Source organism: Hymenobacter sp. YIM 151858-1 (assembly GCF_025979705.1).
Taxonomy (GTDB): domain Bacteria; phylum Bacteroidota; class Bacteroidia; order Cytophagales; family Hymenobacteraceae; genus Solirubrum.
In genome coordinates this window covers 2,849,400-2,872,301 of the sequence record NZ_CP110136.1, presented here as the reverse complement: position 1 = coordinate 2,872,301, position 22,902 = coordinate 2,849,400, and the positions used below count along the sequence as shown (strand labels likewise).

Sequence of the window (22,902 nt, the reverse complement as noted above, 5' to 3'; positions counted from 1 at the left end):
TGCTTGTGGTATTTGTGGTATATGCATGTAAATAGCTGAAAAATAATCAATTGAGCAATTGGCACGCGCCTTGGCTTATGTTGGTGGCACCCGCTCCGCCCTTGCACAAAACCGGACAGCGCGGGGAGGCTTTCTTCCTCTCAACACCGGCTCAACCCTCCGAAAACAAACCCCGACTGCCCCTATGGAACCGACCCTGACCAAAAGCCCAGCGCTCAACGACTTGCGCGCTACTACCTCGCTGAAGAATACGCCCATGATCAAGCTTGCCGACATCGAGAAGGTATACCAGACCGACACCATCGAGACGGTGGCGCTCAACCGCGTGAACCTAACGATCAACCGGGGCGAGTTCGTGTCCATCATGGGGCCGTCGGGCTGCGGCAAATCCACGCTGCTGAGTTTGATGGGCCTGCTCGACGAGCCCACCACCGGCACCATTGAGATTGACGGCCGGGCCGTAACCAGCTACTCCGATAAAGAGCTGGCCAAAGTGCGCAACCACAAAATCGGCTTCATCTTCCAGAGCTTCCACCTGATCAACGACCTCTCGGTGCTCGATAACGTGGAGCTGCCCTTGCTCTACCGCGCGGGCATGGGCGGCAAGGAGCGCCGCCAGCGGGCCCTGGCCGCCCTCGAGAAAGTGGGCCTGAGCGCCCGCACCAAGCACTTCCCGTCGCAGCTTTCGGGCGGGCAGCGCCAGCGCGTGGCCATTGCCCGCGCCCTGGCCGGCGCCCCGGAAATTATTCTGGCCGACGAACCCACCGGCAACCTCGACTCGGTGATGGGGGAGGAGATTATGGACCTGCTGCTGAGCCTGCACCGCGAGGCCGGCACCACCATTGTGATGGTAACCCACGACGAGAACATGGCCAACAAGACGGAGCGCGTCATCCGCTTCTTCGACGGCAGCCAGGTCAACTAAGCGCCCAACGCCTCCCAGCTATGAAACGGGTATTACAAGCCGCCGCCCTGGTACTGGCCGCCTTGCTGCTGCTGATGGCCGGAGCCGGGCTCTACGACCTCACGGCTCCGCAGGCGGCGCCTAGGTCGGTGCTGCCGGCGGCGCGCCCGGCAGCCATGCCCACGCTTCAGGTTACCCCCCAACCCACATCTGCCCCCACGATTTATGCTGCTTAGCTACCTGAAAATTGCCTGGAAGGTGCTCTTGCGCCGCAAGTTCTTCACCTTCATCAGCTTGTTCGGCATCAGCTTTACGCTGATGGTGATGCTGGTGCTGGTGGCCGCCGTCGACCACTTCAACGGTTCGCACAAGCCCGAAAAGCGCATGGACCGCATGTTGTTCGTGAACCTGCTGAGCCTGCGTTTCAAGGACGGCGGCTCGAACAACACGCCCGTCAGCGCCCACTTCATCAACACCTACGTGCGGCCCATGAAAACGCCCGAGCTGGTGGGCTTTACCTCGGTGGGCACCAGCGCCACGGCCTTTGCCGGCAACCAAACCCTCACGCTGGATGTGCGCCACACCGACTACAATTTCTGGCGCGTGATGGATTTCGACTTCGTTGACGGGCGCACCTACACGGCCGCCGAAATCGACCAGAAAGCCCGCGTGTGCGTCATCAGCCGGAGCACGGCCCGCTCGTTTTTCGGTACGGAGCAAGGCGCCGCCGGGCGCACGCTCGAAATCGGGCCGCACCGCTACCGCGTAACGGGGGTGGTGCCCGATGTGCCGGCCATCCGGCTGTACTCCAGCGCCGATGTGTGGGTGCCCTACACCCTCAACGCCAGCAGCATCGAAGACAACCGCTACGACGGCTCGTACTTCGCCATTTTGCTGGCGCCCACGCGCAAGGCCGTGCCGGCCATGCGCGCCGAGTTTCAGCAGGTGATGCGGCGCGTGCCGCTGCCCGACCCCGCCCGCTTCAACAAAATGTTTGCGCACGCCGATCCGGCCCTGGCCGGCATAGTGCGGCAGCTCACCAGCAACCAGGACTCTGACAACGACGGCATGGGCCTGTTTCTGACGGTGTGCGGCGTGCTGGCCCTGCTCTTTATGCTGCTGCCCGCCCTCAACCTCGTGAACCTGAACGTGACGCGCATTATGGAGCGCGCCGGCGAAATCGGGGTGCGCAAGGCCTTCGGGGCTTCGCGCTCGGTGCTGGTGGGCCAGTTTCTGACGGAAAACCTGGTGCTGACGGCCCTGGGCGGCCTGATTGGGCTGGGCCTCGCGGCGGGGGGGCTGCACTTGCTCAACGAGTCGCAGTTTATTGCCCACTCGCACTTTGGGCTGAGCTGGCGGGCCTTCGGCACGGGCCTAGGTCTGACGGTGATATTCGGGCTGATGAGCGGCGTGTACCCGGCCTGGAAAATGTCGCGCCTGAACCCGGTAGATGCCCTGCGCGGCAGCGCCGGCGGCCCTAGGTGATGGAAGAAGGAATAATAAAGAATGAGGCCTGAGGAAGAAGCCAAGCCGGTTTCCGGTGCTTGCCCAGTGCCTGCTGCCCACCTGTTGCCTGTAACCTGTCACGTGTTACCTGTTACCCCATCACCCCTGCCATGTTTCGTCATCTGCTTCGCCTGATCTGGAACCGCAAGCGCACCAACGTGCTGCTGCTCAGCGAAATTCTGCTTTCGTTTATTGTGCTCTTCGCCGTGGGCGTGGTGCTCGTCACGGTAGGGCGCAACTACCTGCTGCCGCCGGGCTTCCGCCACGAGCAGGTGTGGCGCCTCAACATTGCGGCCGGCCAGGGCGAAAAAATGCCCCGCCCCGTGCTCGACGACGTGCTGCGCCAGGTGCGGGCGCTACCCGGCGTGCAGGAGCTGACCCTGACCAGCCCCAACACGCCCTTCCGGTTTATCACGATGAACAGCGACATACTGGCCGCCAACAACGCCAAAGCCAAAGACGTGGACCGCTACGACGCCGACGACCGGTACGCGGCCACCATGGGCCTGCAGCTGCTCGCGGGCCGCTGGTTCCGGAGCGCCGACGATGCCGCCACGCACCGCCCGGTTGTGATTACGCGCAACATGAGCGAGAAGCTGTTTGGCACCGCCCAAGGTGCGCTGGGCCAGGTGCTGCGCCACGATGTCCGGTTCGGCGATTCGGCCAATGAGCGCTTTCAGGTGGTGGGCGTGGTAGAAGACGTGCGCGTGCACAGCGAGTTTAGCGACGTGAGCCCCAGCATGTGGATGCGCCTGGTGCCCCACGATACCACGCAGTGGGAGGGCGCCGCCGTGCTGGTGCGCGTGGCCCCGGGCCAGCGCGCCGAGCTGCAGCAGAAAATTGTGAAAACCGTGGCCGGCGTTACGCGCAAATGGAGCACCGAGGTATACACCCTGGAGGCCGACCGCATTGATAAAATGAAGGTAACCGTGGCGCCCATTGCGGCCTTGTCGGTGGTGGGCCTGTTTCTGATCATCAACGTGGCCCTAGGTCTGTTTGGGGTGCTGTGGTACAACATCAGCCAGCGCCGCGCCGAGGTAGGCCTGCGCCGTGCGCTGGGGGCCACGGGCCCGGCTATCAGCTCGCAGTTTCTGGCCGAAATGCTGGCGCTTACCTCGCTGGGGGTGGTGCTGGGGCTTGTGCTGGCGGTTCAGTTTCCGCTGCTAGGCGCTTTTGATGTGCCAGCACGCGTGTACCTGCTGGCCATGCTAATTGCCACGGGCATCATCTACCTGCTCACGGCTATCTGCGCCTGGCAACCCAGCCGCCTGGCCGCAGGCATTCAGCCCGCAGTAGCCCTGCGCGAAGAGTAGCCGCAAGAACAGCCAGCTTCTTGCCTCAGCTGAAGGGAGAAGCTGGCTGTTCTTGCAACGCGGCTTCGCATTCCGGCCCGAAATACCGTCCTTCGCTTCTCTCTCAACAGCCATTCCCATGATACTCATCGTCGACGACGACATAGCCGTGCGCACCTCCCTGGGGCTGCTGCTTAAGCAGGCCGGCTACGCCACCAAGGCCGTGGGCACCCCCGAAGAAGCGATGCGCGTGGTGCGCGAAACCCCGCCGCAGCTGGTGCTTATGGATATGAACTACTCCATGGCCACCACCGGCCAGGACGGCCTGCGCCTCCTGGGTCAGGTAAAGGAAATTGCCCCGCAGGTGCCGGTTATCCTCATCACGGGGTGGGGCTCTATTTCGCTGGCCGTGGAAGGCATGAAGGCCGGTGCGGCCGAGTTCGTAACCAAGCCCTGGAACAACGACTCGCTGCTGCAAACCATCCGCACCGTCATCAGCCTGGCCGAAAGCCACGCCGCCCACCCCGACGACGAGGTGAGCCCCACGCGCCGGCAGCTCGATCGGCAGTACAACTTCCGGAACATTGTGGGGCAGGATGCGCAGCTGCTGCAGGTGTTGCGCAGCGTGGGGCAGGTAGCCGCCACCGATGCCTCGGTGCTGATCGAGGGCGAGTCGGGCACGGGCAAGGAGCTGATTGCCGAGGCCATTCACCTGAACTCGCAGCGCCGCAACAAGCCTTTTGTGAAAGTGAACCTAGGCGGCATTTCGGCGTCGTTGTTCGAGAGCGAGATGTTCGGCCACCGCCGCGGCGCCTTCACCGATGCCAAAGCCGACCGCCAGGGCCGCTTCGAAATGGCCAACGGCGGCACCATTTTCCTCGACGAGATAGGCGAGCTGGACATGGGCTCGCAGGTGAAGCTGCTGCGCGTGCTGCAAGACCGCACCTACGAGGTACTCGGCGACTCGCGCAGCCGCTCCCTGGACATTCGGGTAATTTGCGCCACCAACCGCGACCTGGCCCAGGAAGTGCGCGAGGGCCGCTTCCGCGAAGATTTGTTTTACCGCATCAACCTGATTACGGTACGCCTGCCCGCCCTGCGCGAGCGGCCCGACGACATTCCGCTGCTGGCGCAGCACTTCGTAAGCAACCTGCGCACGGCCTACAACCGCCCGGCCCTGAAGGTGAACACCCGCGCCCTGCACTGGCTGCGCGAGCAGCAGCTGCCGGGCAACATCAGGGAGCTGAAAAACCTGGTGGAGCGCGCCGTGCTGGTAAGCGGCAAGGATGAGCTCGGCCCCGAGGAGTTTCAGGCCCAGGCGCAGCGCGTGAGCACCAAAGCCGTGGAGCCCGGCGCCCTGCCCGAAGTGGGCCTGATGACGCTCGACGAGATGGAGGCCCAGATGATTCGCAAAACCGTGGATTTTTACGCCGGCAACCTCTCGCGCGTGGCCAAGGCCCTGGGGCTCAGCCGGGGCGCGCTGTACCGCCGCCTCGAGAAGTTCAACATCCCGTACGACGCCGCGCAGCCGTAGCCAAAGTCCGCGCTACTTCGCGCTACATCGTTCCGCTTTCCGCTTCTCCCCACCACCGCGCATGACCTTACGCACCAAGTACATTCTGTTCGTTGGCCTGATTCATGTGGCCATTGCGGTGCTGGCGTTTCAGTTTCGCGGTACCAACATGTGGCTGTTTCTGACGACGGAAGCGCTGCTGCTCGTTACGGCCATGCTCAGCATTCAGCTGTACCGCGGCTTTGTGCGGCCCCTGAATTTGATTGCCGCCGGCACCCAGGCCATTCGCTCGCGCGACTTCACCATGAAGTTTCTGCCCGTGGGCCAGACCGAAATGGACCAGCTGATTGATACCTACAACACCATGATTGACGAGCTGCGGCAGGAGCGCATCACCCAGCACGAGAAAAGCTACCTGCTGGAGCGCCTGATTACGGCCTCGCCGGCAGGGATTTTACTGCTGAGCTTCGATGGGAATATTGAGTCGCTGAACCCGGCGGCCGAGCGCTGCCTGCAGCAGCCCGCGGCCGAGCTGCTGGGCAAGCGCCCCGCCGAGCTGCCCGGCGAGTGGGGCCGGGCCCTAGGTGCGCTGGAGGCCGGGCAGCCGCAGGTGGTGCAGCTATCGGGCATGCAAACGTACCGGGCCAGCACCTCGCGCTTCCTCGACCGGGGCTTTACGCGCTATTTTATTTTGCTGGAAGAGCTGACGCAGGAGCTCATCAGGCAGGAAAAGCAGGCCTACGAGAAGCTGATCCGGATGATGTCGCACGAGATTAACAACTCCATCGGCGCCGTCAACTCCATTTTGCAGTCGTTCCGCTACTACGCCCCGCAGCTGGCCGAAGACGACCGCCCCGATTTCGAAGAAGCCCTGGATGTGTCCGTGAACCGCAACACGCACCTGGCCAACTTCATTGCCAGCTTTGCCAACCTGGTGCGGCTGCCGGCGCCCACACCGCGCCCCACCGATGTGCACGAGCTGCTGAAGGCTACTTGCCGGCTGCTGCAGGTGCAAAGCGAGAAGCGCAGCATCAAATGGCACTGGGAGCTGGCGCCCGGCCCGCTGTTTGTGGCGCTGGATGCGCAGCAAATGGAGCAGGCGCTGCTGAACATCTGCAAAAACGCCCTCGAAGCCATCGACCACGACGGCAACCTGTGGGTGCGCACCACCGCCCAGCCGCCCGCCGTGGTTATCGAGAACGACGGGCCGGGCATTCCGGCCGAAGTACAGCCGCACTTGTTCACGCCGTTCTTCAGCACCAAGCGCGACGGCCAAGGCATCGGCCTGACGATGATTCGCGACATTCTGCTGCACCACGGCTTTGCGTTCAGCCTGGCTACCCAGCCCAACGGCCGCACGGCGTTTGCCATTAGCCTGGCCGGCACAACCTCCGCACCTGCGCAGGCTGTTACGGGTACAGCCAAGAGCCCGGTGCCTGCTACCCCGGCCTGATACAAGCCCAGGCACCTAGGGCGCCACCCAAAAAGCCGGAGCCGCTGATCAAGAGTTGATCGGCGGCTCCGGCTTTTTGGCGCCAAGCTCGCTGCGCCAACCTCATGGGTTTGCCGAAGCTCAGCTGAAGCGCTGATGCAAATACGCTGCATAGCCCCGGTGCGCAGTTGCATTTTTTTTCGGCAGCCCGAAGGAGCTGCTATACAACCGGACACGTGTTCGATATCGGACACCTTTTCAGGCCTGATAAGATGTGTATATCAATGCAAATACCTGTTAATCAATAGATTATAAAACTGGCACGGGCATTGGCTATTACTATTCAGAAACGCTTGAAACCCGCACGAAAATGAACACGCAGCCCGCCCTCCGCAGCACCAGCCAACCTAGCCGCCGCACACTGCCGGCCCTGCGCGCCATGGGCGGTGCACCCGTTCGGGTAAGCCAAGGCGTGCTGCGCACACCGGCACTTTGCGGCCGCTGATTTTTGCCGCCGCCCCTTCCTTTCTACACAACTCAACTCTTACACCGCTATGAAAACTGCCCAAGCCCTCCGTACCGCTGCCCGCCCTTGGCGCCGTGCCACCCGCCGCTACCTGCGCGCTGCCTTGTAAAAAGCCTAGGTGCCGCTGCGGCTGCACCGGTTCATCAGCCCACTCCCAACCCTACCCAAAGCCATGAAAACCATCCTTAGCACCCCCGGTTTGGCCGCTCGGCCCTGGCGCCGTACCAACCGCCGCTACCTGCGCACCGCGCTCTGAGCCGTGCCCGCGCCCACCAAACAACCCGACCGGATTCTGCCCAGGAGTCCGGTCGAGCTGTTTGGTGGGGTGCCGCACCCGCTGGCACTAGCGGCTGGTTGCGTGCTGGCGGGGTTGTTAGGTTCTGGGCATCAGCCGAATGTGCGGATTAATGGCCCTTGGCACGCCTTAATCCCGGTTACCTACGTATTACTCCATGCCTGCCCAGTGCGGCAAAGCAACTAGTACCGCGCCAACTGCTTTGCTGAGGAGCCCGGACAACAATGCCGGCTGCTCCTGTAGCGACCGTCCAAGGTTCCATCCCTAACGCACCTGCCGCATGTCGTTCCCACACTCGAACTTATCCTGGACCGATGCTATTCAGCGGAGCCCAGTTTTAGATTACGCCCGTTGTACCGATGCCTCCGGGCGGCCGCCGCAGCACGAGGGCGACTGGCCCATCGAGGGCTTTGTGTACCCCGTGCGCCTGGTGCAAGACGCCAAAACCGGCGCCCAAATGATTTACATTTTGGGTTTTAGTGCCGCGGCGCCGCACTTCAACGGCTTTGCCCCGCACCGCTTCCGCATGGTGTGCTCCATGTGGCTCAACTAACCTAGGGCTGCCAGGCAGCGCGGGAACCCGTTGGCTACGCCGACCTTTGGTGCCGCGACGCGCCTAGCACGCGTATGTGGAGCTGCGCAGTACCGAGCACGCGCTCTTGGGGCGTGTAGCGCGAAACGGATTTCCGCGCTACACGCCCTAGGTCAGATTTTGTCTTGCCGGATGAGGGCGCGGTACACGCGCTTGAGGTTGGGTTGCGATACGCCCAGGCGGTACAGCACGCAGATGATGAAAAAGATGCTCTGCAGCCGGAAAACACCGTTTTCGAGGTACTTGCGGGCCGAGGTGGTTACGCGGCCCGGCAAAATGGCAAACCGCCCGAAGCGCCGCAGCCGCCCGATGATTTCCTGGTCTTCGAGCACCACCATTTCTTCGCGAAAACCGCCGGCCTGCTCGAACACCGCACGCCGCACAAACAGGCTTTGGTCGCCGAAACGCACCGCGTCCCAATCGAAGCGGGTAAACCACGCGCTGGCCCGCAAAAACCAGTGCGGGTGGTCGAAGGCGAGGCGGTAGCAGCCGCTGCCGTAGCCCTGCTGCACCGCCCGCCGGATGTCGGCCAGAAAGCCGGGCGGCGGGTAGCTGTCGGCGTGCAAAAAGTACAGAATGTGCCCCTGCGCCGCGCGGGCGCCGTGGTTCATTTGGGCGGCGCGGCCTTTGCGCGGGCAGCGCAGCACCCGGGCGCCGGCCGCCGCGGCCACGGCGGCGGTAGCGTCGGGGCTTTGCCCATCGGCCACGATAATTTCTACCCCGGGCCCGGCGCCGCCCGCCTGGCGCAGGTACTCCACCAGCGCACCAATGGCCCCGGCCTCCTGGTACGCCGGGATGATGATGCTCACCGAATCGGGCGGGGCGGGGGTGGCAGGGGCTGTGGCGTTCATGGCCGTAAAGGTGCGGGCTGCGGGCCGAAACCTCAACGCCGCCCCGGCCTGCCCGGGCTCCTGGGCAGCGGCCGCACCTAGGGGTCAGCAAAAATGCCCGCCGGCGCGGGGCCAGCGGGCATTTCGGAACGCATAACCAACCGGGCGCCGGCCGGCTACCAAATGCGCACGCGGGCGCTATCGGGCCGGAACAGCTTGTGCGTGGGCTGCACCTTAAAGGCCTCGTAAAAGGCGGGCACGTCGGCCATGGGGCCGTTCACGCGGTATTGCGCGGGCGAGTGCACATCGGTGAGGATGCGCTGGGCCAGCTCCTCCTCGCGTTGGTGGCTTTGCCAACCTAGGGCGTAGCCCAAAAAGTAGCGCTGCGTGGGCGTGAGGCCGCCCAGCTTTTCGCCTTTCTTGTATTGCTCGGTTTTCTTGAACGCGTCGTAGGCAATGACGATGCCGCCCAAATCGGCAATGTTTTCGCCGGCCGTGGCCTTGCCGTTGATGCGCAAGGAGTCGAGCACGGTGTAGCCGTTGAACTGCCGCACAATCTGGTTGACGCGCTTTTTAAACTCGGCGCGGTCTTGCTTCGTCCACCAGTTGCGCAGGTTGCCTTTCTCGTCGTACTGGCTGCCTTCGTCGTCGAAGCCGTGGGTCAGCTCGTGGCCAATGGTGCTGGCGCCGGCGTAGCCGTAAACGGTGGCGTCGTCGGCGTCTTCATCCTTCAGGCCCGGAATGGCGAAGATGGCCGCGGGCAGCACAATCTCGTTGTTCGAGGGGTTGTAGTAGGCGTTGTAGGTCTGGGGCGTCATGTCCCACTCGGTGCGGTCGACGGGGCGGCCCAGCTTGTTGACGCGGTAGCGGTAGGCCCACTGGTTGGCGCGCATCACGTTTTGCACGTACGAGCTGCGGTCGACTTTCAGCGCGGAGTAGTCCTTCCACTTATCGGGGTAGCCCACCTTCGGCGTTATTTTGCTCAGCTTCACCAAGGCTTTCTGCTTGGTCGAGTCGCTCATCCAGTCGAGCTGCTGAATATGCTCGCGGAACGAGGCCGTTACGTTCGCCACCAGCTTCTCGTAGCGCTGCTTGGTTTCGGGCCGGAAGTACTCCTTCACGAAGAGCTGGCCCAGCATTTCGCCCATGGCGTCTTCTTCGCGGTCGAGCACGCGTTTCCAGCGGGGGCGCTGCTGCTTGCTGCCCTGCAGCACCGTGCCGTAAAAGCGGAAGTTCTCGTTATCGAAGTTGCTGCTGAGGTTGGGCGCGAAGGTGTGCACCAAATGCCACTGCAGGTAGGCCTTCCAGTCATCCACCGAAGCGGTTTTCAGCAGCTGCCCCACGGTGCGGTAAAACTCGGGCTGGCCCACAATCACGGTGTCGGCCCGTTGCAGCTCCATTTGGTTGAGCACCGTGCGCCACGCCACGTTGCCGGCCAGCTTGCCTAGGTCGGCCACGGCCATTTTGTGGTAGTTGGCGTAAGGGTCGCGCAGGTCTTCGAGCTTGCGCGACGACCTGGCCAAGGCCGTTTCCAGCCGCAGCACGCGGTTGCTGTTGAGGCGGGCCGTAGCCGAATCCTGCCCCAGCAGCTGAAACATGCGCGCCACGTGGTGGCCGTACTGCTGCCGGATACCCGCCGTGCGCTTGTCCTGGTTGAAGTAGTAGTCGCGGTTGGGCAGGCCCAGGCCGCCCTGGTACAGGTACAGCGCCATTTTCTCGCTGTTCTTGGCGTCCTGCATCACGTAGGGGCTCATCAGCGCCCCAACACCTAGGGGCTGCAGGTGGGCCACGGCAGCCATTACCTCTTGCGGCGTCCGGATGGCGGCAAGGCGGTCCAGCTCGGGCTTCAGCGGCGCAATGCCTTGCTTTTCGATGCGGGCCGAATCCATGCCGGTGGCGTAGAAGTCGCCGATCTTCTGCTGGTTGCTGTCCGGCGCGGCGTTGGCCTTGGCGGCCTCCTCGCTCAGGGCGCGCAGGCGGGCGTACACCTCGTTTTGCACCTCGCGGCCAATGCCCCACGAGCTTTCGGAGTTCGGAATGGGGTGGCGCTTCAGCCAGCCGCCGTTGGCGTAGCGGAAGAAGTCGTCGCCGGGGTGTACGGTGGTGTCGAGGCTGCTTTGCAGGATGTCGGTTTGGGCGGTGCCGGCGCTGCCCGAGGGGTTGCAGCTACCCAGGGCCAGGCCCAGCAGCGGCAAAGCCCACAGCCACTTGCCGAAGGCAAAAGAACGCGTCATAAGAAAAGAGGAGAGCAGGTGTGCGGAAGCCCGAAGCTACTATTTCGGGCCATACGAGCACACCACCGACACCGAAAGCCGGCGCCCGTTGCGCAGCCCTGCCCCCTAAACGGCCAGCGGGCCGCACCCACCTAGGGTGCGGCCCGCCGCAAGGGTAAGTGCCGTAGATTAATTGGCGTGCAGGCGCAGAAAGTTGCCCAGCTCGTCGGCGCTGGTAAAGCGCCCGCGGCCGTACACCCGTGGGCGTTGGCCATGGCCTAGCACAATTTCAGCGAAGGTTTCGTCGAGGGCCACGAACACGCACATGGGTTCGAGGGGGCCTTTGCGCTCGTACTGCACACCGGCCGGGCGCGCGCCGCCGGCTTTTATGTGCTTGGTTGGTACAAAACCCATAGAGGTGAGTTGAGTTGATATCATAGGCGGCAACTAGGTTGGGCGCGCAACAGCAGCGGCCTAAAAGCAGTTCCCGGGGCCGCATAAAAAAGCCCCGAAGCAAGGCCTCGGGGCTTTGAACAATGGATTTTCCATACACGCGGAAGGGTAACCGCGCCCTGGGTCAAACTCAACAATTGTGCCGCTAATGCCTTGTGCTGCCGCCGAATGACGGTTTGGGAGAAATATAAAAATGTAAAGCGGCCGGGCACTGCCCGGCCGCTTTACTTATCACGGCGCACGCACCGTTATTTGGCAATGCTGATGCGCCGGTTTTCTACCTGCCCGTTGACGATCAGGCGGCAGAAGTACGTGCCCGTGGGCAGCTCGGTGGCCCGCAGCGGCACCCGGTACTCTCGCCCGCCTTGCACCTCGGCGTTGTAGAGCGTGCCCACCAGCGCCCCGAGCTGGTTGTAGAGGTACACCTGTGCTTTGCCGCCCTTAGCCGCCCGGAAGCGAACCGTGGCCTGGTCGGCAATGGGGTTGGGGTACACCTCGAGCACCGTGGCCTCGGCCGGTTTGGCGGTAGCCGGTGCAGCCGGGGCCGTTACGGCCAGGCTGGCCGTGCTGCTTGGGGTGGTGGCCGTTACGGCAGCGGTGCCGCTGGGCGCGCCATGCACCGTTACCAGGTCTTTGGCCGCCACATTCACCATGCGCATCACGGGTTTGGTGCCGTCCCACTGGCTCGAGTACCACACGCCGCCGTTGGCGCGGTAAACGGTAATGGCCAGCAAATCCTGCGTAGCGGGCTGAACTGCAGGGTTGCCAACACCGTCCATCAGCTCCAGTTGCATGTTGCAATTGCCTTCGATGCTTTGCTCCACGCCGTCCACAATCTCCTTGATGTTGGCCTTGCCGCTGAACTGCGCTTTGGGGTTGTTCACGGCCAGCACCGAAATGGCGTTGCTCTTCAGCACGTAGGTGTGCGTTTTGCCGTCTTCCTTACCGGTGCGGTCGAAGGGGCTGTGCACCGTTACCGAAACGCTGCCCTGCGGGTTTTTCAGGCTCTTGTTGTACTGCACGTAGAAACCGAAATCGGCCCGGCCCTTGATAAAACCGGCCGAGCCGGTTTCGGTAAACGAGCCGCCGCCGGCAATAAGGCCGCCGGGCGTGGGCACGGCCAGCGTTACGGGGGCGTCCTTGGTGCCGTCGTCGTAGCTGCGGTAGTTGCCGGTTACTTTCACGGCAATGTTGATAACCTCGGCCCCGCCGCTAAAGGAGTACTGCACATTGGCCGCGGCCGTGCCGGTGCTCATGTCATCGGGGTTCACCAGGCCCACCGGCAGGTTTTGCGCCCCGTTGATGGGCGTGAGCGAGCCATCGGCCTTGCGCACGAAGAACGAGGCGCGGGCCGTGCGCATGTCGCCGCCGTAGTTGGGGTTGTTCTTCAGGGTGGTTACCAGGTTCAGCGTTACGGTGTTGCTGGTGGGCCCGGTGCTCCAGTAAAACTTCGAGCCGGTGTAGTAGGTGTCGGCCACGGGGTTGGCAAACTGCGGCGTAATGGTGAGGTTGGCCCCTAGGTACGTGAGGGTGTAGTTGGCACCTAGGGCCAGGGTGTTGCGCAGGATGGCGTACGTGCCCACATTGGTGCCCGCCGCGCGCGACAGCGCTCCGGTAAAGGCATCGTTGTTCACCAGATTACCCGCCGTGATTTTATACGTCAGGGCCGGTTCGGCCTCGCCATACACCATGGTTTTGCTGTCGGCCGTTACCGTTACGGGGCGTGGGCTTATGGCAAGGGTGCCGTTGGTTTTGGTAACGGCGTAGTTGCCGAGCTTGCCGTTGGGGTCGTTGAGGGCGGGCTCGATTACGTAGTTGCCCACGCCCGTAGCCGCGGTGGCGATGGTGCTGTAGCTGGCCGTAATGGCATCGGCGTTCTGGAGGCCCGTCAGCTGGCCCGTCAGGGACGGGTTGGCGTCGCCGTAGGTGCGCTGCTGGTTGGCCGCCACAACCGTTAGCGGGGCCTTTTCAACGGTCAGCGTACCGTCGGTGTTGGTTACGGTGTAGTTGCCCAGTCTGCCGTTGGGGTCGAGGAGCGTGGCCTTGATGGGGTACTGGCCGATGTTGGCCGCGGCCGCGGCCCCGGTGCTGGTGCGCGTGGCCGTAATCCCGTCCGTGGCTACCGCGCCATCCAGCGGGCCCGCAAAATCGGTGGCCGCCAGGGCGGCGCCGTAGGTTTTGGCGCGGCTGGTGTTGCCAACGGTAATAGTGGCCTTGCCGATGGTAAGGGTGCCCGGCGCAAACCGGAAGCTGTAGTTGGCCGACTGCAAGGAGCCAACCGCCGCTACAATGTCGTACGGGCCTACGTTGCTCGTGCTGGTGGCGGGGGTGGTAAGCTGGGGCGCGCCGGTGTGGGCCGCCGCGTCGTCGCCGTTCACGTAGCCGGAGTAGTGCGCCGTGAAGGCCGGATTCGCTTGCCCGTAGGTGCGGCTGGCGTCGTTGGCCTTCACTGTAAGCTCGGCTTTGCCTACGGCGAGGGTGCCGGCTACGTACTTGAAGGCGTAGTTAGTCGAAGCGCCACCAGCAGCCGTGATGGGGTAGTTCCCGGCGCCGCTGCTCTGCGTAGCCGTGGTGCTGGCACTTGGGGCTGTAGGCAGCACCGAGGCGGTTTCGTTCAGCACAAAGCCGCTGTAGCTCACCGTGAGGGGCGGGTTGGCGTCGCCGTAGGTTTTGCTTTTGTTATCAGCCGTAACCGTTAGGGTAGCCCTACCGATGGTCAGCACACCGTTGGTCAGATTCACTTCGTAGTTGCCCAGCTTCTGATTGGGGTCGTTCAGGCTGGTTACAATGCTGTAGGTGCCGGCGTCGGTGCCTGGCGTAGCCGTAGTGGTGTAACTGGCCGTAATGGCGTCGGAGTTTTGCACCCCTGTGAGCGTACCACCGAAGGTCGGATTAGCCTCGCCGTACAAACGGCTCTTGTTGTCGGCGGTGGCGCTCAGCTGCGCTTTGCCGATGGTGAGCTTACCGGTTTTAAACTCCAGCGTGTAATTGCCTGAAATCAGGCCGCCGGGCGTTATGTCGTAAGCGCCCACCGGGCTGCCGGCCGTGGCCTGCGTGGCAAAGCTTAGCGTGCCGCCCAGGCTGGCTGGCGCGTCGTTGTTCACGAGGCCCGAGTAGCTGGCCGTGAAGGCCGGATTGGCTTGGCCATACACCTTGCTCTTGTTGTCGGCCGTTACGATCAGATCAACCGGCGTAACGGTGAGGGTGCCGGTTTGGTAGCTGATGTCGTAGTTGCCGTCGGCGGCACCTAGGGCGGTAATGGGGTAGCCGCCAGCTTTTACCGGGCTGCCGGCCGTGGCTGTGGTGCTCACGCTGGGCAGCGTTTTCGGAGCCAGTTCGCCGTTCACGAGGCCCGCGTAGCTTACGCCCAGGGCGGGCATAGCCGCCCCGTAGGCCTTGGTGGCGTTGTTGGCCGTTACGGTCAGCGGGGCTTTGCTCACCGTGAGGGTGCCGGCGGGGTTGCTGACGATGTAGTTGCCGAGTTTGCTGTCCGGGTCGAGGAGCGTGGCCACAATGTCGTAGCTACCGGCATTGGCCCCGGCCGCGGCGCCCGTGCTCGTGCGCGAGGCCGTAATGTCGTCGCCGGGCACCACCCCGTTCAGGCTGCCCGTAAAGGCGCTGGCCGGCAGCGCCTGGCCGTAGGTTTTGGTTTGGGCATCGGTGGCTACCGTCAGGGTGGCCTTGGTAATGGCGAGGTCGGCGCCGGTGTAGGTAAGCGTGTAGTTGCTGCTTAGCGCCAGGGTGCGTTGCTCAATGGCATAGCTGCCTGCGGCTTCGCCCGCGACCCTACCTAGGGCGCCCGCAAACGCATCGGTGCCCACCAGCGAGCCGGCGGTAATGGTGTAGGTCAGGGCCGGGTCGGAGGTGCCGTACACTTTGGTTTGCGCATCGGCCTTAACGGCCACGCTGCGCCGCCCAACCTGCAGCACCCCCGGCTGGTACCCGATGGCGTAGTTGCCCGAGGTCAGCCCGCTGGCCTCGATGGCGTACGTGCCCACCGGCGAGGTGCTGGTGGCATCGGTTTGCAGGCTTAGCGTGCCACCCAGCACGGTTGCCGTTTCGTTGTTCTTGAAGCCCGTGTAAGTAGCGCCGAAAGCGGGGTTGGCCTCGCCGTAGGCACGGCTGGCGTTGTTGGCCGCCACCGTAAGCGGGGCCTTGCCAATGGCCAGGCTGCCCTCCACGAAGCTGAGCTGGTAGTTGGCACCTAGGCTAAGCGTACTGCGCCCAATGGCGTAGGTACCCACGGTTTCGCCGGGGGTGCGGGCAATGCTGCCGCTGAAGCTGTTGCCGTTGGCCAGCGAGCCAGCGGTAATCTGGTACGTCAGGCCGGGGTCGGCGTCGCCGTACTCTTTGGTTTTGCTGTCGGCGGTTACCGTTACGGGGCGTGCCTCCACGGTAAGCTTGCCGTCTTGCTGGCTCACCGCGTAGTTGCCGAGCTTGCCTTTCGGGTCGTTCAGGGTGGCCGCTATGGGGTAGTCGCCCACGTTGCTGGCGGCATCGGCGGCGGTGCCATAGCTGGCCGTGATGCCGTCGTTGGGTATGGCACCATCAAACTCGCCGTCGAGGGTTGGGTTGGCGTTGCCGTAGGTGCGGGTTTTGTCGTTGGCTTTTACCGTCAGGGCCTTGGGGGCAATCGTAAGAGTGCCGGTGGCATCGGCGGCCGAGTAGTTGGCATTGTTGAGGGTAGCCACCACGGCGTAGGTGCCGGCCGCGCTGGGCAGCGGGGCCGCGCCGTTGTAGGTAACCGTTACGGGCAGGCCGGCCGGCGAGGTGCTCACCGTGGCGGCTTTGGTGGTGCCATCGTAGGTGTGCCCGCCTAGGTCGGCCAGGCTGATGGTGGCCGCGGCCGGCACAACGCTAAGCTCGCCGGGCGTATTGGTTACCGTGTAGTTGCTGAGTTTGCCCTGGGGGTCGAGCAGGGTAGCGGTTATGGGGTATTTGCCTACGTTGCTGGTAGCCGTGGCGGTGGTGCTGTAGCTGGCCGTAATGTTGTCGGCGCCTTGCACGCCGGTAAGTGTGCCCGTCAGGGCAGGGTCGGGGGCGGCGTACGCCCGGCTTTTATCGGCAACGGTAACCGCCAGTGCTGCCGGTGCAATTACCAGCGTGCCGGTGGCGCTGCCCGTGTAATTGGGGTTATCGAGCGTAGCCGTAACCTCGTAGCTGCCGGCGGCCGTGGGCTCGGCAACCACCGCGTTGTTTTTCCGGAAGCTGTAGCTGAAGCTGCTGCCCGCTGCCGAGGTGCTGGCCGTTACCGTTTTGGGCGTGGCGCTATAGGTTTGGCTGAGGCCATCGAGGGTAACCGTGGCCACAGCTTTGCTGATAACCAAGGTGCCAGTGGCACTGATGGCTTGGTAGTTAGGGTTGTCGAGCGAAGCCACCACGGCGTAGCTACCGGCGGCCGTGGGGGCCGTGGCCGAGCCGTCGTACGTGATGCTTATTCCGGCCAAACCGCCGGGCGTGGTAGTGGCCGCCACGGGTTTGGCGCTGCCATCGTAGCCAAAAGCCAGGGTGCCCAGCTGCAGGGTAGCGGTAGCTTTGTCAACGGCAAATGTGCGGCTCACGGCTGCGGCCGCGTTGTAGTTGTCGTTGCCGGGTTGCTCGGCCGTTACCGTAACCGAGCCGGCACCGGTTAGGCGCAGGGTTTTGCCGTCGGGCAGCAGCGTGGCGGGGCCCGTTACCGCAAACCCGATGGGCAGCAGCGCGGTGCTGCCGGCCGTCAGCTCAAAATCAGCATCGCCGAACGTCTTGGCGCTGAGTGCCGCAAACTCGATGGTTTGGTCGGCTTTGGCTACCGCAAAGCTGCGGCTCACGGCTGTGGCCGCCGCGTAGTTGTTGTTGCCGGCTTGCGTGGCCTTTACCGTAATGGTGCCCGCACCCGCAATGGTGAGCGTGTTGCCGCTGATGCTGGCGGGCCCGGCCGTCACCTCGAAGCTTACGGGCAAGCCCGAGCTAGCCGTAGCGGCCAGCGGGAGCGTGGCATTGGGGGCGTAGGTTTGGTTGGCCAGCGCCTCAAAGCTGATGCTGTTGCCGGCCGGGGCAATTACCAGGCTGCCCGTAGCGTTGGCGGCCGTGTAGTTGGCGTTGTTCAGGGTCGCTACCACGGCGTACGTACCGGCTTCGGTAGGGGCCGCGGCATTGCCGTCGTAGCTGATGCTCAAAGCCAGCCCCGCCGGGCTGGTAGTAGCCGATGCCGTTTTGGGCGAACCGTCGTACGTGGCGCTCAGCCCGCTTAAGCTGATGGTGGCCGGAGCCGGCGTAATCGTGAGCTGGCCGGGGCCGCTGTTGCTAGCCGTGAAGTAGCCGGCCCCCAGAAAGCTGGCCGAAATAGCGTAAGGCGTAGTGCCCGAGGCATTCAGCTGGCTGGCGTTGTAGGCCAGGGTAGCTACCCCGCCGTTGCCCACCGGGCTGGTACCCACTTTGGCGCCCCCTAGGTAAAAATCGACGGAGCCGCCGCCGGGGTTGGGTTGTACGGTGGCCGTAAGGGTAACCGAGCCGGCGCCATACACGCCGCTGGCATCGGCCACGGTGGTGGTCGTGCTCACCTTTTTCAGCTCGATTGTGACCTCATCGGTAGAGGCGGGGCACAAACCCGTGCCGATGCTCCAGCGCAGTTTATACGTGTTGCCGGCTACCCCCGAAAAGGTACTGGTTGGGCTGGCCGCGCTGCCAAATGAGCCGCCCTCGCCGCTTACCACGCTCCAGGTGCCGCTGCCCACCTGCGGGGCGTTGGCAGCCAGCGTAGCGGTTTCACCGTCCAGGCTTTGGTCGGGGCCGGCATTGGCCGTGGTGGGCGCCGGATTTACGGTAACTGCAACGGGTTTGACATCGGTGCAGCTGCCGTTGGTGGCTTTTATGTAGTAGGTGCCGCTGGCGGCTACCGCTTCGGGGCTGTTCAGCGCCGTGGTGGCGGCTGCGTTGGTCCAATAACTGAGAACGGTGCCATCAGGGAGCGTGCTTCCGGCGGTTACCGCAGCGGCCGTCAGGTTTACGGTACCGGGTGCGCAAACAGCCGTGGGGGCTGTAATGCTGAGGCTGGGGGCGGGCGTTACGGTCACAACCGTAGCTGCCGAGGTAGCTGAGCAGTTGCTGCCGTTGGTAACCGTAACGGAGTAGCTGCCGCTTGCCGAGGCCGTAATCGATTGCGTGGTAGCGCCGTTGCTCCACAGGTAGCTTAGGCCCGCCGGAGCCGAAAGCGTGACCGAGCTGCCGGTGCAAAAGCTGGTGGGCCCGCTGGCCGTGATGGTAGCCGTGGGCGCTGCATTAATGGTAACGTCGATTTTCGACCTAGGGCTTTCGCAGCCGTTTACCGTTTGGCTTACATAGTAGCTCGTAAGGCCCACGCTGGCGGTGCTGGGTGTTGGGGCCGTAGTCGAGCTGGTGGTAGCGGTTGCGGTAGCGTACCAACGCAGGTTACTGCCGCTGGCAGTAAGCGCCGGGGCAATTGCGTTTTGGCAATAAGTTAAGGCGGTAGTGGTGGTAGGAGGAGCGGGTTGGGTTATCGTTACCGGCACAGACGTGCTGTTGGTACATCCGCTGCTTGAAACGGTATAGATGATGGACGCTGATCCGGCCGCTACGCCGGTAACCAAGCCAGTGGTGGTGACAGTCGCAACGTTTGTATTAGAACTACTCCAAGTGCCTCCCGATGTGGTGGTATTCAGTTGTGTACTGCCGCCCACGCAAGCAGACGGGGTACCAGTAATTGGGGCCGGAGCAGGTGGAACGGGATTAATAGTTATCGTGGTCGGGCTAGGTGTGTAATTTGGTGCCGGTGAGATATTGCTTGTTACTCTTACGCGATAGTTGCCCGAGAGCAACAGGTTTGTGGGGATAGAAACCACAGCTGTAAGGTCACCCGAACCCAGGTTGGAAAACTGGACAGTACCCAGGTCTTTAGTGTTGCTACTGTTGAAGTTTATATTTGGCGCTACCTGTACAGTAAACGCCGAACTAGTGGTAAAGCCCGTTCCCGTGATTTTGAAGGGTACGCTTATAGCTGAACCGGTACAGTAGGTAGTTGGGAGAATGGCTTTAGTTTCGATTGTCTGCGCAAATGCACTAGCACTGGCCAGAATGAGAACCAGGAATGGCACATATGCCATTATCCATGTCCTATGTTTGGCAGGATGTAGACATGTATTCATAAACTGAATAGGTGTGTGGGTTGAAAAATCGGGTTTGGGGCGGGCAAACAGAATCCTGCTCCGCTACACAAGTGAGTGTCGGATGACGAGCAGAGCTTAAGAAGAAAGCTTACCTAGCTAATTTAACTGTATATAATTAATAAAAAATTGTATCGATGAAATTTATTATCCATTCAATGCAACAACAAAGTCCTAACGACGTAGCCGCGCAGCTTGCCTCAGCCAGGTACTGCAACTGAAAAGGGCCGCCTGCGCTAGCAAGGCCACAGCTACGGAGAGGCCAGCTGGGTGCCAAGTACCCAGTATATGTTGGCCGACAGTTAGTTAGCAAGTGGTGGGTTGCCCTATTGCCGGCAGCAGACTGTGCCCTTGCCAAATTATTAGCCCTCGGGCCGTAGCTTACAGCGTTTGGCGCAGCGCTATGTTTGCGGGTTGCTCTGTGCCTAACGGGTAAAAAATGTAACCGCTCTAAGATTTTTTTGGTAGATTCAATTGTCGGGCTGCAAGTATTGGGGTGTGCCACCCTAGGTACCGCAGCCACGCCTTGCTCCTTTCACCACCAACAGCTTAGCGCGCCACATCCATGAACTCCACCGCTACCCATCAGGAAATGCTCTTCGAGGAAATAGCCAGCCAGCTTCAGGAGCAGGGCTTTACCATCGTAGCTCAGGACCAGGCGCGCCCCTGGGGCGGCTTTTTCGTTATCGACGAAGCCCAGGCGCAGGCTTTTGCCGATGCGTATTTCGACGGGTTGCCGGTGGATGAGCTGAAGATTGCCGGCAAGCTGAGCCCGAAGATTTTGCTGGTGGCGCCGCACAAGCGGTTGTCGTGGCAGTACCACCACCGCCGCGCCGAAATCTGGCGCGTGGTAGAGGGCCCGGTGGGCGTAGCTACCAGCGCCACCGACACCGAAGAACCCGCGAAAACGTACGCCCCCGGCGAGCAGATTACGCTACGGCAGGGCGAGCGGCACCGTCTGGTGGGCCTCGACGATTGGGGCGTGGTGGCGGAAATCTGGCAACACACCGACGCCACCAACCCCTCGAACGAAGACGACATCGTGCGGGTGCAGGACGATTTCGGCCGGTAAGCACCCCGCGCAACCACCACAACAGCCCGCGCAGGGCAGCGCTGATACAGGCGCTGCCCTGCGCGGGTTTATGCCCAAACGCGCGCCGCAACCGGCAGCAAGCAAATTTTAGGAGGCCCTGCCTGCTGGCGCAAGCAGCTGCCTGCGTTGCAGTTAGGCCGCAGTACCTAGGGTAAAATATACGTTGGGGTATACCGGCATTGCGCCGGAACGTAGATATTCGCCGTTTCGGGCGGCGTTCGGCAAGCCAACGGCCCGTTTGCTGCCCTTGCTACCGGCAACTCCTCCAACGTTCATCCTTAGCTAATACTCAGATATAATGGCAAACCAAAACCAGCCAGCCAACTCTGCTGCGGTAGTGCCCGCTGCCACCTTGCACCTAGGCCGCTACCAGGCCGACATCGACGCGAAAATCCGGGAGTTCAACGACAAGAACTTCACCGAGGGCTTCTGGAACAAAGAGGCCTCGCTGTGGGTGCAGGATGCCCAGGCGCAGCAAAACCTGCGCAGCTTTATGGGCTGGCTGCGCGTGGCCGAAACCATGCTGGAGGCCGTGCCCGAAATCGAGCAGTTTGTGCAGCAGGCCAAGCAAGCCGGCTTTAAGCACGTGGTGGTAATGGGCATGGGCGGCAGCACCATGGCGCCCATCGTGTTCAAATCGTCGTTCGGGCAAAGCCCCGAAGGCCTGCCCATGTCGGTGCTCGATACCACCGACCCCGGCACGGTGCGCCAGATCGAGGAATCGGTGCCGCTGGCCGACACGCTGTTTATCGTGGCCAGCAAATCGGGCACCACGGCCGAGCCGCTGGCGTTTGGCGACTACTTCTACGACCGCCTGAAGCAGCTGAAGGGCGACAAAGCCGGCGAGAACTTCGTGGCTATTACCGACCCGGGCTCCAAGTTTGTGGAGCAAGCCACGCGCGAGGGTTACCGCCGCATCTTCCTGAACTTCGCCGAGGTGGGCGGCCGTTTCTCGGCCTTGTCGTACTTCGGGCTGGTGCCGGCCGCGCTGTACGGCATCAACATCCGCGAGGTGCTGGAGCGCTCCGTGGCCATGATGCAGGCCTGCGGCAGCAACGGCGCCGTGGCGCACAACCCCGGCCTGGAGCTGGGCGTGGCCCTGGGGGTGCTGGCCCAGCAAGGCCGCGACAAGCTCACCCTCATCGTGCCCGAGCAGCTCAGCGACCTAGGGCTGTGGCTGGAGCAGCTGATTGCCGAAAGCACCGGCAAAGAAGGCAAAGGCATTTTGCCGGTAGCCGGTGAGCCGGCCGGCGAGCCGGAGCTCTACGGCCCGGACCGCGTGTTCGTGTACGTGGGCTACCGCAACCAGCCCGACCAGGAAAACCGCCAGAAGCTGGAGCGCCTCGAGCAAGCTGGCCACCCGGTTATCACCATCCTGCTGAACGATCCGCTCGACCTAGGGCAGGAGTTCTTCCGCTGGGAGGTAGCCACGGCCGTGGCCAGCGCCGTGCTCCAGATCAACCCCTTCGACCAGCCCAACGTGCAGGAAAGCAAAACCGCTACCGACCGCCTCATGAAGGTGGTGCAGGAGCAAGGCAAGCTGCCCCAAACCGAGGAGCCCAAGGTGCAGGAAAACGGCGTAACCTACTACACCAAAGTAAGCGGCGCCAACGCGGCCGAGCTGCTGAAGGCGTTCTTCGGCCAGGCCAAAACCGGCGACTTCCTCAACATTCAGGCGTACCTGACCGAGACACCCGCCCTGAACGAAAGCCTGCAGCAGCTGCGCGCCCAAGTGCAGCAGGAGCGCCGCATTGCCACTACCTCGGGCTACGGGCCGCGCTTTTTGCACTCCACGGGCCAGTACCACAAAGGCGGCCCCGACACGGGTTTGTTCGTGCAGTTCACCGTCGACCACCCGCAGGACCTGCAGCTGCCCGGCCGCTCGTACACGTTCGGCACGTTCAAGAATGCCCAGGCGCAAGGCGACCTGGAGGCCCTGCAGAGCTACAACCGCCGCACGCTGCGCATTCACCTCGGCAACGATGCCGAGCAGGGGCTGCGCACGGTGCTGGCCGCTATGGGCGCGGGCAACTAAAGCCAGGCCCTAACCGCTAACGAAAAGCCGGCTGCTAGCCATAGCAGCCGGCTTTT

Annotated in this window: 14 protein-coding genes and 1 pseudogene; 10 read left to right on the top strand and 5 right to left on the bottom strand. The window is 62.9% G+C overall.

Annotated elements, in window-relative coordinates:
• The first annotated feature begins 256 nt into the window (after positions 1-256).
• The 8 genes from OIS50_RS12685 (at position 257) to OIS50_RS12650 (ending at position 8,021) form a co-directional block, all read left to right on the top strand.
• Positions 257-925 carry an ABC transporter ATP-binding protein gene (locus tag OIS50_RS12685; RefSeq protein WP_264694377.1) on the top strand — a complete coding sequence of 223 codons (669 nt, stop codon included), beginning with the start codon at positions 257-259 and terminating at the stop codon, positions 923-925.
• 20 nt (positions 926-945) lie between these two features.
• Entirely contained in the window at positions 946-1,140 is a 195-nt protein-coding gene (locus OIS50_RS12680; RefSeq protein WP_264691004.1) for a hypothetical protein, read from the top strand.
• Positions 1,130-2,389: an ABC transporter permease gene (locus tag OIS50_RS12675; RefSeq protein ID WP_264691003.1), complete on the top strand. Its 1,260-nt coding sequence runs from the start codon at positions 1,130-1,132 to the stop codon at positions 2,387-2,389. The genes OIS50_RS12680 and OIS50_RS12675 overlap by 11 nt, the downstream gene beginning before the upstream one ends.
• Before the next feature lie 131 nt (positions 2,390-2,520).
• Entirely contained in the window at positions 2,521-3,723 is a 1,203-nt protein-coding gene (locus tag OIS50_RS12670) for an ABC transporter permease (protein WP_264691002.1), read from the top strand.
• A 118-nt stretch (positions 3,724-3,841) separates the two neighbouring features.
• A complete protein-coding gene (locus tag OIS50_RS12665) occupies positions 3,842-5,236 on the top strand; it encodes a sigma-54-dependent transcriptional regulator (RefSeq protein WP_264691001.1) in 1,395 nt (464 codons plus the stop codon).
• A 61-nt stretch (positions 5,237-5,297) separates the two neighbouring features.
• Entirely contained in the window at positions 5,298-6,668 is a 1,371-nt protein-coding gene (locus OIS50_RS12660; RefSeq protein ID WP_264691000.1) for a sensor histidine kinase, read from the top strand.
• A gap of 349 nt (positions 6,669-7,017) precedes the next feature.
• Positions 7,018-7,152, top strand: coding sequence for a hypothetical protein (locus tag OIS50_RS12655; RefSeq protein ID WP_264690999.1), 135 nt, complete (start codon positions 7,018-7,020; stop codon positions 7,150-7,152).
• Between the two features lie 596 nt (positions 7,153-7,748).
• Entirely contained in the window at positions 7,749-8,021 is a 273-nt protein-coding gene (locus OIS50_RS12650) for a hypothetical protein (RefSeq protein WP_264690998.1), read from the top strand.
• A 152-nt stretch (positions 8,022-8,173) separates the two neighbouring features.
• On the opposite strand, the gene OIS50_RS12645 is transcribed toward OIS50_RS12650, so the two are convergent.
• The 5 genes and pseudogenes from OIS50_RS12645 to OIS50_RS20590 form a co-directional block, all read right to left on the bottom strand.
• Positions 8,174-8,911 (bottom strand): TIGR04283 family arsenosugar biosynthesis glycosyltransferase, encoded by a 738-nt coding sequence (locus OIS50_RS12645; protein ID WP_264690997.1) that lies wholly within the window; start codon positions 8,909-8,911, stop codon positions 8,174-8,176.
• Positions 8,912-9,066: 155 nt separating this feature from the next.
• The gene (locus OIS50_RS12640; protein WP_264690996.1) at positions 9,067-11,124 is read right to left on the bottom strand and encodes a M13 family metallopeptidase; all 2,058 of its coding nucleotides are present in this window, start codon (positions 11,122-11,124) and stop codon (positions 9,067-9,069) included.
• Between the two features lie 168 nt (positions 11,125-11,292).
• Positions 11,293-11,517 (bottom strand): hypothetical protein, encoded by a 225-nt coding sequence (locus tag OIS50_RS12635; RefSeq protein WP_264690995.1) that lies wholly within the window; start codon positions 11,515-11,517, stop codon positions 11,293-11,295.
• Between the two features lie 287 nt (positions 11,518-11,804).
• The gene (locus OIS50_RS12630; protein WP_264690994.1) at positions 11,805-19,067 is read right to left on the bottom strand and encodes an MBG domain-containing protein; all 7,263 of its coding nucleotides are present in this window, start codon (positions 19,065-19,067) and stop codon (positions 11,805-11,807) included.
• Positions 19,068-19,103: 36 nt separating this feature from the next.
• Positions 19,104-19,658, bottom strand: a pseudogene (locus OIS50_RS20590) (Ig-like domain-containing protein); the annotation flags it as partial.
• A 625-nt stretch (positions 19,659-20,283) separates the two neighbouring features.
• Here OIS50_RS20590 and OIS50_RS12625 point away from each other — a divergent pair.
• Positions 20,284-20,790, top strand: a complete 507-nt coding sequence (locus tag OIS50_RS12625; protein ID WP_264690993.1) for a cupin domain-containing protein — start codon at positions 20,284-20,286, stop codon at positions 20,788-20,790.
• Positions 20,791-21,109: 319 nt separating this feature from the next.
• Positions 21,110-22,846: a hypothetical protein gene (locus OIS50_RS12620; RefSeq protein ID WP_264690992.1), complete on the top strand. Its 1,737-nt coding sequence runs from the start codon at positions 21,110-21,112 to the stop codon at positions 22,844-22,846.
• The last annotated feature ends 56 nt before the right edge of the window (positions 22,847-22,902 follow it).